This window comes from Ruegeria sp. CDSA236 (genome assembly GCF_059611285.1).
This window is the reverse complement of sequence record NZ_JBXWPG010000001.1, coordinates 509631-521971: the sequence shown is the minus strand read 5'-3', so window position 1 is coordinate 521971 and position 12341 is coordinate 509631. Positions and strand designations below refer to the sequence as shown.

The 12341-nt window shown below is 59.6% G+C and carries 15 protein-coding genes; all 15 read left to right on the top strand.

The window, feature by feature from the left end; genetic code table 11:
- Nucleotides 1-110 precede the first annotated feature (110 nt).
- The 15 genes from AC2FLB_RS02650 (at nt 111) to AC2FLB_RS02580 (ending at nt 12341) form a co-directional block, all read left to right on the top strand.
- A complete protein-coding gene (locus AC2FLB_RS02650; protein ID WP_496708566.1) occupies nt 111-1274 on the top strand; it encodes a phage portal protein in 1164 nt (387 codons plus the stop codon).
- On the top strand, nt 1267-1485 hold the full coding sequence (locus AC2FLB_RS02645) for a GTA head formation protein, RCAP_rcc01685 family (RefSeq protein ID WP_142633175.1): 219 nt from the start codon (nt 1267-1269) through the stop codon (nt 1483-1485). Before AC2FLB_RS02650 ends, AC2FLB_RS02645 begins: the two co-directional genes overlap by 8 nt.
- 26 nt (nt 1486-1511) lie before the next feature.
- Nucleotides 1512-2057, top strand: a complete 546-nt coding sequence (locus tag AC2FLB_RS02640) for an HK97 family phage prohead protease (RefSeq protein ID WP_496708565.1) — start codon at nt 1512-1514, stop codon at nt 2055-2057.
- A gap of 36 nt (nt 2058-2093) precedes the next feature.
- Nucleotides 2094-3272 carry a phage major capsid protein gene (locus AC2FLB_RS02635; protein WP_496708564.1) on the top strand — a complete coding sequence of 393 codons (1179 nt, stop codon included), beginning with the start codon at nt 2094-2096 and terminating at the stop codon, nt 3270-3272.
- 171 nt (nt 3273-3443) lie between these two features.
- Nucleotides 3444-4043 carry a head-tail connector protein gene (locus tag AC2FLB_RS02630; RefSeq protein ID WP_496691059.1) on the top strand — a complete coding sequence of 200 codons (600 nt, stop codon included), beginning with the start codon at nt 3444-3446 and terminating at the stop codon, nt 4041-4043.
- On the top strand, nt 4040-4378 hold the full coding sequence (locus AC2FLB_RS02625) for a phage head closure protein (protein ID WP_142633184.1): 339 nt from the start codon (nt 4040-4042) through the stop codon (nt 4376-4378). Before AC2FLB_RS02630 ends, AC2FLB_RS02625 begins: the two co-directional genes overlap by 4 nt.
- Entirely contained in the window at nt 4375-4788 is a 414-nt protein-coding gene (locus AC2FLB_RS02620) for a DUF3168 domain-containing protein (protein ID WP_142633186.1), read from the top strand. Before AC2FLB_RS02625 ends, AC2FLB_RS02620 begins: the two co-directional genes overlap by 4 nt.
- A gap of 20 nt (nt 4789-4808) precedes the next feature.
- Nucleotides 4809-5222 (top strand): phage major tail protein, TP901-1 family, encoded by a 414-nt coding sequence (locus tag AC2FLB_RS02615; RefSeq protein WP_142633188.1) that lies wholly within the window; start codon nt 4809-4811, stop codon nt 5220-5222.
- Between the two features lie 2 nt (nt 5223-5224).
- A complete protein-coding gene (locus AC2FLB_RS02610) occupies nt 5225-5545 on the top strand; it encodes a gene transfer agent family protein (RefSeq protein ID WP_496708563.1) in 321 nt (106 codons plus the stop codon).
- Nucleotides 5542-5751 carry a rcc01693 family protein gene (locus AC2FLB_RS02605; protein WP_496708562.1) on the top strand — a complete coding sequence of 70 codons (210 nt, stop codon included), beginning with the start codon at nt 5542-5544 and terminating at the stop codon, nt 5749-5751. Before AC2FLB_RS02610 ends, AC2FLB_RS02605 begins: the two co-directional genes overlap by 4 nt.
- On the top strand, nt 5738-6400 hold the full coding sequence (locus AC2FLB_RS02600) for an RcGTA-type gene transfer agent tail tape measure protein (protein ID WP_496688416.1): 663 nt from the start codon (nt 5738-5740) through the stop codon (nt 6398-6400). The genes AC2FLB_RS02605 and AC2FLB_RS02600 overlap by 14 nt, the downstream gene beginning before the upstream one ends.
- A gap of 15 nt (nt 6401-6415) precedes the next feature.
- On the top strand, nt 6416-7048 hold the full coding sequence (locus tag AC2FLB_RS02595) for a phage distal tail protein, Rcc01695 family (RefSeq protein WP_496708561.1): 633 nt from the start codon (nt 6416-6418) through the stop codon (nt 7046-7048).
- Entirely contained in the window at nt 7048-7935 is an 888-nt protein-coding gene (locus tag AC2FLB_RS02590) for a phage/gene transfer agent baseplate hub protein (RefSeq protein ID WP_496708560.1), read from the top strand. Before AC2FLB_RS02595 ends, AC2FLB_RS02590 begins: the two co-directional genes overlap by 1 nt.
- Nucleotides 7932-8378 (top strand): NlpC/P60 family protein, encoded by a 447-nt coding sequence (locus AC2FLB_RS02585; RefSeq protein ID WP_496705937.1) that lies wholly within the window; start codon nt 7932-7934, stop codon nt 8376-8378. Before AC2FLB_RS02590 ends, AC2FLB_RS02585 begins: the two co-directional genes overlap by 4 nt.
- Entirely contained in the window at nt 8379-12341 is a 3963-nt protein-coding gene (locus AC2FLB_RS02580; protein WP_496708559.1) for a baseplate multidomain protein megatron, read from the top strand.

Below are 12341 nucleotides of genomic sequence, written 5' to 3'. Positions count from 1 at the left end.
CAGCTATCCCGTTGCCCACCCTCCGTACGCCCCATTCCCAAGGCTTAAACTTCTTTCCGTCATAACTCCTTTCAACAAGCCGGGCAGAGCGGCGGCAGAAAGGAGCACAGATGGTATTCGATTTCTTGCGTCGTGGATCGGCTGATGAGGCGCCCGAGGCGAAGGCGAGCGCGGCGGGGCCTGTGGTGGCGTGGCAGACCGGGGGGCGCGTGGCGTGGAGTCCGCGGGATGCGGTGTCGCTGACGCGGACGGGGTTTGCGGGGAACCCGGTGGGGTTTCGCTCGGTCAAGCTGATTGCCGAGGCGGCGGCGGCGTTACCTTTGGTGCTGCAGGATCAGGCGCAGCGCTATGATGTACATCCGATCCTGTCCCTGATGCGCCGTCCGAATGCCGCACAGGGGCGGGCAGAGTTGATGGAGGCCTTGTTTGCGCAGTTGCTGCTGTCGGGCAATGCCTATGTTGAGGCGGTTCAGGCCGAAGAAGGGCTGCCGGTTGAGCTGCATGTCTTGCGATCCGACCGGATGAGCGTGGTGCCGGGAGCGGATGGCTGGCCCAAGGCGTATGATTACGCTGTGGGCGGCAAGAAACACCGGTTTGCGGCGGAAAACATCTGTCATATCAAATCGTTCCACCCGCAAGATGATCACTACGGGTTCTCGCCGATGCAGGCTGCGGCGATGGCGATTGATGTGCACAACAGCGCGTCTCGGTGGTCAAAATCGCTGCTCGACAATGCAGCGCGACCTTCGGGGGCGCTGGTTTGGAAGGGCGGTGATGGCCAAGGGGTGATGGCCGAGGATCAGTTCCGGCGTCTTTCCGATGAGATCGAGCAGAACTATCGCGGGGCGCGCAATGCTGGTCGTCCGATGGTTCTGGAGGGGGGCCTGGATTGGAAGCCGATGGGCTTTTCGCCCTCGGACATGGAGTTTCAGAAAACTAAAGAAGCCGCCGCCCGCGAGATCGCGCTGGCCTTTGGGGTCCCGCCGATGTTGCTGGGGATCCAGGGCGATGCGACCTATTCGAACTATCAGGAGGCCAACCGGGCGTTTTACCGCCTGACCGTGCTGCCCCTGGTGACGCGGGTGGCGGCGGCGGTGTCGGCGTGGTTGGCGGGCTTTACCGGCGAAGAGCTTATGCTGAAGCCCGATCTGGATCAGGTTCCAGCGTTGTCCGCCGAGCGGGATGCGCTTTGGTCGCGGGTCAATGGGGCTGAGTTCCTGACTGACGCAGAAAAGCGTGCTTTGCTGGGGCTGCCGGAGCGTGCGGATGGCTGAAGGATATCCGCCATTCGATTGCGCGCCAGGCTTGCGGCTGGCCGCGCATGAGCGGGTGGCTGAGATCCAGCATGAACATCTGTGCAGGCGGCTGGATCAGATCGAAGAGATGATGGAGCGGCTGGAGAGGCGGTTGTGGCTGACGGTCTATGGCGTGGCAGCGGTGATCCTGGCGCAGGCGTTTCAGTCATTCCTTTCAGTAACACCATGAATTCAGCAAGTTACATGGAGAAGTTTATGGACTTGGAACATAAGTTCGCACGGTTCGGAGAGGGCCTTTCGGTGACCGAGGACGCGGTGATCGAAGGTTATGCCAGCCTGTTTGGACAGGTGGATCAGGGCAGTGACGTGGTGCAGAAAGGTGCGTATCGCGGTTCGCTTGAGAGGCTGGGCACAGCGGGTCAACGGGTCAAGATGCTCTGGCAGCATGACCCGGCGCAGCCCATTGGTGTCTGGGATGAGGTGCACGAAGATGACCGGGGCTTGTGGGTCAAGGGACGTCTGCTGGAAAGCACTCAGAAAGGTCGCGAGGCGGCCGAGTTGATCCGGGCGGGCGCAATGGATGGCCTGTCGATTGGCTATCGTACCAAGCGCGCCGTGAAGAATGACAAGGGCCAGCGGGTCCTGACCGAACTGGAGCTGTGGGAGGTGTCGCTGGTGACGTTCCCGATGCTGCCCAGTGCGCGGGTGGCGGCAAAGGGGGTGGACCCCGAGGCCGAGAACACCTGGCGCAGTATTGCCGAGGTGTTTGATCACGCCCGGCAGGAGCTGGCGCGAACCTAGCGCGCCGAAACCTCACCCCCCAAAAAGGAAGTGCTGATGAGCAAGACCGAAACCCCGGCCTTGACCGGAGAGGGTGTGCCCCTGGTTCAGGAGGTGAAGCAGGCGATGACTGGCTTCGTGAACGAATTCAAGGGCCTGAAGGCTGAAGTTAAAACCAAATTGCAACAGACAGAAGAGCTACTGACCATGCTGGATCGTAAATCAACCATCGCGGCACGCCCGCATCTTGCGGCCTCAATCGAGGACGGCGCACCGCATCAGAAGGCATTTGATGCCTATGTGCGCTCGGGTGAGGATGACGGCCTGCGTGGGCTTGAGATGGAGGTGAAATCGCTCTCGAGCGCTGTGAACAGTGACGGTGGGTACCTGATTGACCCGCAAACCGCCGAGATCATCAAGTCGGTGCTGAAATCTACGGCCTCTATCCGCTCGATTGCTTCGATCGTAAATGTCGAGGCGAATTCGTTCGATGTTTTGATCGACCACACGGATGTCGGTGCGGGCTGGGCGGATGAAAATGCTGCGGCGAGCGAAACCAGCACCCCGTCGATTGACCGGATCTCGATCCCGCTGCACGAGCTGAGCGCACTGCCCAAAGCCTCGCAGCGACTGCTGGATGACAGCGCGTTCGATGTCGAGGGTTGGCTGGCCGGTCGTATCGCGGACAAGTTTGCACGCGCTGAGGCCTCGGCCTTTATCAACGGCGACGGTGCGGACAAACCCAAGGGTATTCTGAACCACGCCAAGGTCGACAACGATGTCTGGGATTGGGGTAACATTGGTTATATCCCCACCGGCATCGATGGCGGTGTCGAGGCGGATGCCATTGTGGACGTGGTTTATGCGCTGGGTGCGCAGTACCGGGTCAACGGGACCTTCGTGATGAACTCGAAAACTGCTGGTCTGATCCGCAAGCTGAAAGACAGCGATGGCCGCTTCTTGTGGTCGGACGGTCTGGCTGCTGGTGAGCCGGCGCGGCTGATGGGGTATCCGGTGCTGATCGCCGAAGATATGCCGGATGCGGGAACCGACAGCTTTTCGATTGCTTTCGGTGACTTCCAGGCGGGCTATACCATCGCCGAGCGTCCGGACCTGCGCGTATTGCGCGATCCCTTCAGCGCCAAACCGCATGTTCTGTTCTATGCGACCAAGCGCGTCGGCGGCGATGTCAGCGACTTTGCTGCGATCAAACTCGTGAAATTCGGCACCGCCTAAAGCGGGCTGAATCCCGGGGGGCCTTCGCCCCTCGGGGCGGCGGGCGCGGGTCGGGGTGAGACCCCTGCGTTGTCTAGCTGCTCCCCTCCGTCCGAGCAACGTGGGGCGGCGCGTGCCCGTCAATTCCTGAAGTTACGGCCCCGGAGGGGTCCGAGATTGCGGAGTGAATGGATGATGTTGATCGAAGAAACCGCCATCGCGGATGCGGCGCTGCCGGTGGATCAGTTCAAGGCGCATTTGAGGCTGGGAACAGGCTTTACTGGTGCCAGCGTGCAGGATGAAGTGCTCAAGGGCTTCTTAAGGGCGGCGATTGCTGCGATTGAGGCGCGTACCGGGAAGGTACTTATCACGCGTGAGTTTTCCTGGAGCCTTAACAGTTGGCGTGACCCTGCGGGCGAAGTGCTGCCTGTGGCGCCGGTCTCGACCATCAATACGGTCAGTTTGACGGATGCAGCGGGTACTGAAACCGCCGTTTCGTCTGACAGATACAGATTGGATCGCGATAGCCAGCGCCCGCGGATACGCCCTGCCGGGGCTGTCTTGCCCGCTATTTCGACCGGCGGATCCGTGAAGATCGCGTTTATCGCCGGTATTGCCGGGGAATGGTCAAGCTTGCCGGCAGATCTTGGGCAGGCGGTTCTGCTGTTGGCCGCGCATTACTATGAATACCGGGATGAGACCACGTTGGGTGCCGGCTGTATGCCCTTTGGCGTGACCAGCCTGATCCAACGCTATCGTGTGGTTCGTTTTGGTGCAGGGGTGGCCCAATGAAGGCGCCCCGGCTGAATAGAAAACTGTTGCTTGAATCCTCCGTGCGCACCGCTGATGGCGCCGGTGGGTATCTGGAAACATGGGTCGCCTTGGGCTCGGTTTGGGCCGAAGTCACTGCGCGCAGCGGGTCAGAGCGAAATGTTGCAGGGTTGCCGGTTTCGCGTGTCGGCTACCGGATTGTGGTTCGTGGCGCGCCCGAAGGATCGACCATGCGCCCCTCGCCGGATCAGCGGTTTGCGGAAGGCACACGCCGTTTCGTTATCCGCGCCGTCGCCGAGCGGGACCTGCGCGGCCAGTACTTGATCTGCTTTGCGGATGAGGAGGTGGCGGTATGAGCTATGGCGTTTCAGCCGCGTTGCAGGCGGCAATTTACCAGAAATTGTCGGAAGACACACAGATCAGCACTCTTTCAGGTGGAGCGATCTATGACGCCGTTCCAGCGGGTTCAGTTCCGCAAACCTATGTGACGCTGGGCCCGGAAGAGGTGCGCGATGCCTCGGACCGGTCGGGGACCGGTGCGGTGCATCGGTTCACGGTGTCCGTCGTGTCCGAAGCTGCCGGGTTCGGTGCAGCAAAAACGTTGGCGGGGGCGGTTTGTGACGCCCTGGACAGTGCGGGGCTGACCCTGGATCGAGGCCGATTGGTCGGGCTGTGGTTCGAACGTGCCTCGGCCCGTCGGACCGGAACGGGCGGCGCGATCCGCCAGATCGACCTGAAATTCCGCGCCCGCGTGGAAGACGATTAAGCAATCAACGGAGAGAGCAAATGGCTGCCCAGAACGGAAAAGACCTGTTGGTCAAAGTGGATATGAACGGCTCAGGCCTGTTCGAGACCATTGCGGGGCTGCGTGCCACGCGGGTCAGTTTCAACGCGGAAAGTGTCGATGTGACCAGCCTGGAAAGCCAGGGTGGCTGGCGCGAGCTTTTGTCGGGCGCGGGGGTCAAGTCGGCCTCGATCTCGGGCTCGGGCGTATTCAAGGACGCGGGAACGGATGAGCGCGCGCGACAGCTGTTCTTTGACGGTGAGACACCGGGTTTTCAGATCATCATCCCGGATTTCGGGATTGTTGAAGGTGCGTTCCAGGTGACCGGCATCGAATATGCGGGCTCTCACAATGGCGAAGCGACCTATGAAATGAGCATGGCAAGCGCCGGTGCTCTGACCTTTACGGCGCTGTAACGATGGCCAATCCGTGGACAGGAGAGGTGGCACTGACCATCGATGGAGAGCAACGGGTTCTGAAGCTGACGTTGGGCGCTTTGGCGGAACTGGAACAAGAGCTGGGCATCGGGACATTGGTTGAACTGGTGCAACGGTTCGAAGGTGGCGCCTATTCCAGCGGCGATGTTCTGGCGCTTATCGTCGCCGGGTTGCGAGGAGGCGGGACCAATGTCACCCGCGCTGACCTGCTGAGTGCCGAGATTGAGGGTGGGCCAATGCACGGAGCCCGTGCTGCGGCCGAGCTGTTGGCAAGGGCCTTCATGGTGCCGGGGCAGGCATGAGCGGGTTCGACTGGCCCGCATTGATGCGGGCCGGGTTCCTCAGCCTGCGCCTGACACCGGACCAATTCTGGAACCTGACCCCGGCCGAGCTGCGGCTGATGCTGGGGCAGGGCGCGGGCATGCCTTCGATGAACAAGATGGGTCTGGACGCGTTGTTGGCGGCCTATCCGGACAAGACAATAGGAGAGCGTGATGACGGATCGTGACGGGTTGGACGACCTGCAGGAACGCGGCGAGGCGCTTGGCGACTCGCTGGGTGATGCGGCGTCAATGGCCGCGGCATTTGATGGGCAGATGAAGCGCATCAAGGCGGCGTTTGAAGAAACGGGTAAGGATGTGGCGACGCTGGAGCGTGGCATGTCCGGCGGCCTGCGACGGGCGTTCGATGGCGTCGTGATGGACGGAATGAACCTGTCCGATGCGCTGGATGTGCTGAAAAACTCGATGATCCGCACCGCGTATTCGGCGGCGATCAAACCGGTCACGGATCACTTCGGCGGCCTTCTTGCCAATGGGATCGGCGGCTTTGTGAAGGGCATCCTGCCTTTCGCGGATGGCGGCAGTTTTAGTCAGGGACGGGTGATGCCCTTTGCCAACGGCGGAGTGATTAGCGGCCCGACTACGTTTCCCATGCGTGGCGGCACCGGGCTGATGGGCGAAGCCGGCCCCGAGGCCATCATGCCCCTGGCCCGCGGAACAGACGGGAAATTGGGCGTGCGCATGTCGGGCGGTGGTTCTGCGGTAAACGTGGTGATGAACATCACCACCCCGGACGTACAGGGTTTCCGTCGAAGCCAAAGCCAGATCGCGGCCCAGATGAGCCGCGCGCTGGGTCGTGGCAATCGCAACAGGTAGATCAGGGAGCAGATCATGAATTTCCACGAGGTGAGATTTCCGGCCAGCCTGAGTTTTGGTTCGGTCGGTGGGCCCGAGAGGCGCACGGATATTGTGACGCTGGCGAACGGGTTCGAAGAGCGCAATACCCCCTGGGCGCATTCGCGGCGTCGCTATGATGCCGGTCTGGGTATGCGATCCTTGGATGACATCGAAACGTTGATCTCGTTCTTCGAGGCGAGGCAGGGGCAGATGTTTGGATTTCGCTGGAAAGACTGGTCCGATTTCAAATCTGGTGCGGCTACGGGCGAAGTTGCCCAAGGCGACCAGATCATTGCGCAAGGTGATGGCGTAGCGACAGAATTCCAGCTGGTAAAGACCTATTCCTCGGGTGGATTCAGTTATGTAAGGCCGGTCGTCAAACCCGTATTGGGAACCGTCCGCGTGGGCGTCGAGCAGGACGAGATGCGTGAAGGTGTCGACTTCGGGGTGGATCTGAACTCTGGGTTGGTCACGTTCTATTCGCCTCCGCCTGAACGGGTTGATATCACCGCCGGCTTTGAATTCGATGTGCCAGTGAGGTTTGACACCGACAAGATCCAAACAAGTGTCGCGAGTTTTCAGGCAGGGGACGTTCCGAACGTGCCAGTGGTCGAGGTGCGTGTCTGATGGCGGGTGACAAACAGGCACTGCAGGCCCATCTGCAGAGTGGTCTGACAACGACCTGTCGGTGTTGGGCGATTACGCGCACAGACGGTGTTCAGTTTGGCTTTACCGACCATGACCTGAAGCTGAGCTTTGAAGGCCTGGACTTCAATGCAAGTTCGGGTCTGACGGCGGCCGCGATCGAGCAGGCAACGGGGCTGTCCATTGATAACTCGGAAGCAATGGGGGCGTTATCGGATGTCGCGGTAACCGAAGAGGATATCGAATCCGGTCGTTTCGACGGGGCCGAGGTGCGGGCATGGCTTGTGAACTGGGCCGATCCATCGCGGCGAATGTTGCAGTTCCGCGGATCAATTGGTGAATTGCGACGGGCAGGTGGGGCTTTTTACGCCGAACTGCGGGGCCTGACAGATAAGTTGAACCGACCTTTGGGCCGGATTTACCAAAAGCCCTGCACAGCCGTGCTGGGCGACAAGGCGTGCGGGTTCAACACCGATGCCCTGGGATACTCGGCCGAAGCTGAGATCGTCGGTTTGACGGGTGGCAGTATTTTGCAGCTGCGAGGGGCGGAAACTCACCTTGAGGCATGGTTCGAACGTGGTCGGCTTGATGTGCTGACAGGCCGCGCGGCTGGGCTGTGGGGGGCGGTTAAAAAGGACCAAAAGACCGACACGGGCCGATCGGTTGTTCTGTGGTCAGCCATCAGCGGAGGATTGGCCGAGGGCGACCGGGTGAGGCTGACTGCGGGTTGCGACAAGCGCATGACGACCTGCCGCCTGAAGTTCAATAATATCACGAATTTTCAGGGCTTTCCTGACCTGCCTTCCGAAGATTGGGTGATGGCGGTTCCCAAGAAGAACGGGGCAAACAGGGGGGGCAGCAGACGATGATCCCGATTAAGCAAAGCATTGTTGATGAGGCCAGAAGCTGGCTAGGCACCCCGTATGTCCATCAGGCGTCGGTCAAAGGCGCCGGAACGGACTGTCTGGGGTTGCTGCGTGGCGTATGGCGCGCGGTGCTTGGGCACGAACCTGAGGCCGTCCCGATCTATAGCATGGATTGGTCTGAGCCGCAGGGCGAAGAGCGCATGTGGGCCGCAGCACGTCGCCATCTTGTCGAGAAAGATCCAACGCGGTTTTCGGTCGGGGACGTGTTGCTGTTTCGCATGCGCGAAAGTGGCGTTGCCAAGCATTTGGGGATTGTCAGCACTTGCGGCGACATCCCCCGCTTCATTCACGCGTATTCCGGACATGGCGTCGTCGAAAGCGCTCTAAGCGACCCGTGGCGACGGCGGGTTGTTTCTTGTTTTGAGTTTCCCACGGAGGATATCTAAATGGCGACGATATTACTGTCTGCGGCGGGTGCCGCTGTTGGCGGGGCCATTGGCGGCACGGTTGCGGGTCTGTCCACGGCAGTTATCGGCCGTGCCATTGGCGCGACTCTTGGCCGGGTCATCGACCAGCGGCTGATGAGCCAATCGGTGATGGGCAGCGGCAGCGAAGTTGTGGAAACCGGCCGGTTGGACCGTTTTCGCCTGACCCAAACGGGTGAGGGCGCTGCTGTCGCCAATATCTTTGGTCGAATGCGTGTTGGCGGGCAAGTCATCTGGGCTTCGGATTTTCTGGAAACCCGCAGCACCAGCTCTACCACGCAGTCGGTTGGGGGTGGCAAAGGCTCGCCGAAACAGCCCGAGGTTACGACGACCACCAACAGCTATAGCTATTCAGTTTCGTTGGCGGTTGCGTTGGGTGCGGGGCAGATCTCTGACGTGCCGCGTGTCTGGGCGGATGGCGAAGAGATTGAGCGCAGTAGCTTGAATATGCGCGTTTATCCCGGCACCGACGATCAGCTGCCCGATCCGTTGATCGAAGCGATCGAAGGGACTGGAAACGTCCCGGCCTATCGTGGCACCGCCTATATCGTGATCGAAGATCTAAAGCTGGGCGCATTTGGAAACCGTGTCCCGCAGTTCTCGTTCGAGGTTGTGCGGCAAGAGCAGCCCGGATTGCCCGATACCGAGAATGCGCTGTCACATATCGTACGGGGCGTGGCGCTTATGCCCGGGACCGGTGAATATGCACTGGCGTCCCAGCAGGTGAATTACACAAAAGGCCGCGGCCGCAGTTGGGCGGCCAATGTGAATTCAACCTCTGGTTTGCCTGATCTCGTGACGTCCACACAAGCCTTGAAAAGTGAACTTCCGGGCTGTGAAGCCGCCTCTTTGGTTGTGTCCTGGTTCGGAAGTGATCTGCGATGCGGTCAATGCAAGATACAACCAAAGGTTCTGCAAAATGGTATCGAAGGCAAAAATATGCCCTGGGGTGTCGCGGGGCTGACAAGGGCAACCGCCCAGATCGTTCGTCAGGAAAATAACGAGCCCGTCTATGGCGCGACACCAGCGGACGCGTCGGTCATTCAAGCGATCCAACACCTTAAGCAAGAGGGGAAGCGGATCATGTTCTACCCGTTTATTCTGATGGATCAGATCGGTGGAAACGGATTGCCCGACCCGTGGTCAGACGCCAGCGATCAGCCGCACCTTCCCTGGCGCGGTCGCATCACTCTGAGTGTTGCGCCTGGGCGGGACGGGTCTCCGGACCAGATGGCTGAGGCCAATGTTCAGGTGTCCGATTTCTTTGGTCAGGCGCGAGCGGATGATTTTGTCATCGGAAACGGCACGGTTTCCTATTCTGGCCCGCAGGAATGGGGGTTGTGCCGATTTATTCTTCACTACGCTGCCTTGTGTAAGGCGGCAGGTGGGGTGGACTCCTTCTGTATCAGTTCGGAAATGCGTGGTCTTACCCAGATTCGTGGCCTAAACGGATTTCCGGCCGTTGAGCAGCTGCGCGTTTTGGCAGGGCAAGTGCGTAGTATTCTGGGGCCAGACACAAAGATCGGTTATGCGGCGGATTGGAGCGAGTATTTCGGCTACCAGCCAAATGATGGCAGTGGGGATCGCTACTTCCACCTCGATCCGCTTTGGGCGGATGACAACATAGATTTCGTCGGTATCGACAATTACATGCCTCTGTCCGACTGGCGGGACGGTGAAGATCACGTGGATGCGGATGCCGGCGCAAAATCCATCTACGATCTTTCCTATCTGCGTGGGAACATCGAAGGTGGCGAAGGCTATGACTGGTATTATGCCTCGCCCGAAGAAGAGGCGGCACAAATCCGTACGCCGATCGAAGATGGTTCACATAACGAGCCGTGGATCTGGCGATATAAGGACGTTCGCAACTGGTGGTCACAACCGCATCACGAGCGAATCAATGGTGTGCGTAGCGACAACCCGACTGACTGGTTGCCAGAGTCCAAGCCCATCTGGTTCACTGAGCTCGGTTGTGCGGCAGTAGACAAAGGCACCAACCAGCCCAACAAGTTTCTAGACCCTAAATCTTCAGAATCCGGGTTGCCGAAATATTCAAACGGGCTTCGGGACGACTTTCTGCAGACGCAATACCTCAGGGCGGTTCTTGGCTATTGGTCGGACGCAGATATCAATCCAGTTTCATCCAGCTATGGCGGCCCGATGGTGGACGTGTCCAATGCCTATGTCTGGGCGTGGGATGCGCGGCCCTATCCGACCTTTCCAAACCTGCGCAGCCAGTGGAGCGATGGGGCCAACTATGCCCGCGGCCATTGGCTTAATGGGCGTTCCGGCTCACGAACGCTGGCCTCTGTTGTAACCGAGCTTTGCCATGCTGCCGGTGTTACCGAGATTGATGTCTCGGGCCTTTACGGTTCCGTTCAGGGCTATGCGGTTGAACAGGTTTCGGATGCCCGTTCGGCATTGCAACCGCTCATGCTGCGGTATGGTTTCGATGCGCTTGAACGCGAAGGAAAGCTGATCTTTCAGATGCGGGATGGCGCACGTGCCCTGACCCTGAATGAAGAGCAGTTGGCCATCACTTCGGACATTGACGGACACGTGGAATATCGTCGCGAGGCTGAGGCGGAAATCTCTGGCCGTGTCAGGCTGCGCTTTGTTCAGTCTGATGCTGACCATGAAATAGTCTCGGAAGAGGCTGTGTTGCCTGATGATGAAACCCATTCGGTATCGGTAAATGAGATGCCGTTGTCCATGACGCGGGCCGAGGGGCGTCAAACGGTGGAACGTTGGCTGAGTGAGGCGCGTGTCTCGCGTGAAACGGCTAGGTTTGCATTACCGCCTTCGCTTTTGAATGTCGGGGCAGGGGATGTTGTGCGGCTTGTCAGTGGTGGGCAGGAAGCGCGCTATCGCATTGACAGGCTTGAACAGGCCGAAATGCAACTGGCCGAGGCTGTCAGGATCGAGCCCGGCGTTTACACACCGCCAGATGCCCCCGCTGATGAAGTTACAGCGAAGCCATTTGTCGCTCCGGTGCCGGTGCTGCCGGTATTCTTGGACCTGCCTCTGATCACCGGTTCCGAAGTGCCGCATGCGCCATATCTTGCGGCTGCAGCAGACCCTTGGCCAGGAAGCGTTGCGGTGTATGCCGCATTAAGCGATGAGGATTACGCGTTGCAACAGGTGATAACAGGGCAGGCCATAATAGGCTTCACCGCAAGCCCGATGCGAAGGGCCAGTACCGGACTTTGGGATGAAGGCGATGCCTTACGTGTCAATCTTGTAGATGGCGTCCTGGAGTCCCGTCCACGGTCTGCCTTGTTAAACGGCGCAAATCTTGCAGCGATTGGCGACGGAACGCCCGGCAATTGGGAGGTGTTCCAGTTCGCGGATGCTGCTCTGCAAGAGGAAGGTGTCTATACCCTATCCGGCCGGTTGCGCGGCCAGCTGGGGACAGATGCAATCATGCCCGATGTCTGGCCCGAAGGATCAATGTTCGTGTTGTTGGACGAACGTGTCTTCCAGACAGGGTTGTTGCGGTCAGAACGTGGCCTGACCAAACATTACCGCATCGGCCCTGCAGCCAGAGGGTACGAAGATCCCTCTTACGAGCATCTGGTCGAGGCCCTTGAAGGCAATGGTTTGCGGCCCTATGCCCCCTCTCATCTTCGCGTGCAGCAATCCAGCTCGAGGGACGTGTTCTCATGGGTGCGGCGGACACGTCTGGATGGCGATGACTGGTCCGGGCTGGATGTGCCGTTGAATGAAGAAACCGAAGCCTACCTTGTTCAGGTCCGGCAGAATGGTAGCCTGATCCGCGAAGAGGTCGTTGCCCAGCCGGATTGGCACTATACGTCATCCATGAAGGCCACGGATACTGTTACAGGGTCTTTTGAGGTTTCGGTTTCGCAGATATCTGCGGCTTACGGACCTGGATTGCCTGTCAGGCTGCAGGTCGGATAG

Excerpts from the sequence above, each read along its gene's own strand:
- AC2FLB_RS02650 (WP_496708566.1), top strand. The coding sequence starts at position 111 with ATGGTATTCGATTTCTTGCGTCGTGGATCGGCTGATGAGGCGCCCGAG.
- AC2FLB_RS02645 (WP_142633175.1), top strand. The coding sequence starts at position 1,267 with ATGGCTGAAGGATATCCGCCATTCGATTGCGCGCCAGGCTTGCGGCTG.
- AC2FLB_RS02640 (WP_496708565.1), top strand. The coding sequence starts at position 1,512 with ATGGACTTGGAACATAAGTTCGCACGGTTCGGAGAGGGCCTTTCGGTG.
- AC2FLB_RS02635 (WP_496708564.1), top strand. The coding sequence starts at position 2,094 with ATGAGCAAGACCGAAACCCCGGCCTTGACCGGAGAGGGTGTGCCCCTG.
- AC2FLB_RS02630 (WP_496691059.1), top strand. The coding sequence starts at position 3,444 with ATGATGTTGATCGAAGAAACCGCCATCGCGGATGCGGCGCTGCCGGTG.
- AC2FLB_RS02625 (WP_142633184.1), top strand. The coding sequence starts at position 4,040 with ATGAAGGCGCCCCGGCTGAATAGAAAACTGTTGCTTGAATCCTCCGTG.
- AC2FLB_RS02620 (WP_142633186.1), top strand. The coding sequence starts at position 4,375 with ATGAGCTATGGCGTTTCAGCCGCGTTGCAGGCGGCAATTTACCAGAAA.
- AC2FLB_RS02615 (WP_142633188.1), top strand. The coding sequence starts at position 4,809 with ATGGCTGCCCAGAACGGAAAAGACCTGTTGGTCAAAGTGGATATGAAC.
- AC2FLB_RS02610 (WP_496708563.1), top strand. The coding sequence starts at position 5,225 with ATGGCCAATCCGTGGACAGGAGAGGTGGCACTGACCATCGATGGAGAG.
- AC2FLB_RS02605 (WP_496708562.1), top strand. The coding sequence starts at position 5,542 with ATGAGCGGGTTCGACTGGCCCGCATTGATGCGGGCCGGGTTCCTCAGC.
- AC2FLB_RS02600 (WP_496688416.1), top strand. The coding sequence starts at position 5,738 with ATGACGGATCGTGACGGGTTGGACGACCTGCAGGAACGCGGCGAGGCG.
- AC2FLB_RS02595 (WP_496708561.1), top strand. The coding sequence starts at position 6,416 with ATGAATTTCCACGAGGTGAGATTTCCGGCCAGCCTGAGTTTTGGTTCG.
- AC2FLB_RS02590 (WP_496708560.1), top strand. The coding sequence starts at position 7,048 with ATGGCGGGTGACAAACAGGCACTGCAGGCCCATCTGCAGAGTGGTCTG.
- AC2FLB_RS02585 (WP_496705937.1), top strand. The coding sequence starts at position 7,932 with ATGATCCCGATTAAGCAAAGCATTGTTGATGAGGCCAGAAGCTGGCTA.
- AC2FLB_RS02580 (WP_496708559.1), top strand. The coding sequence starts at position 8,379 with ATGGCGACGATATTACTGTCTGCGGCGGGTGCCGCTGTTGGCGGGGCC.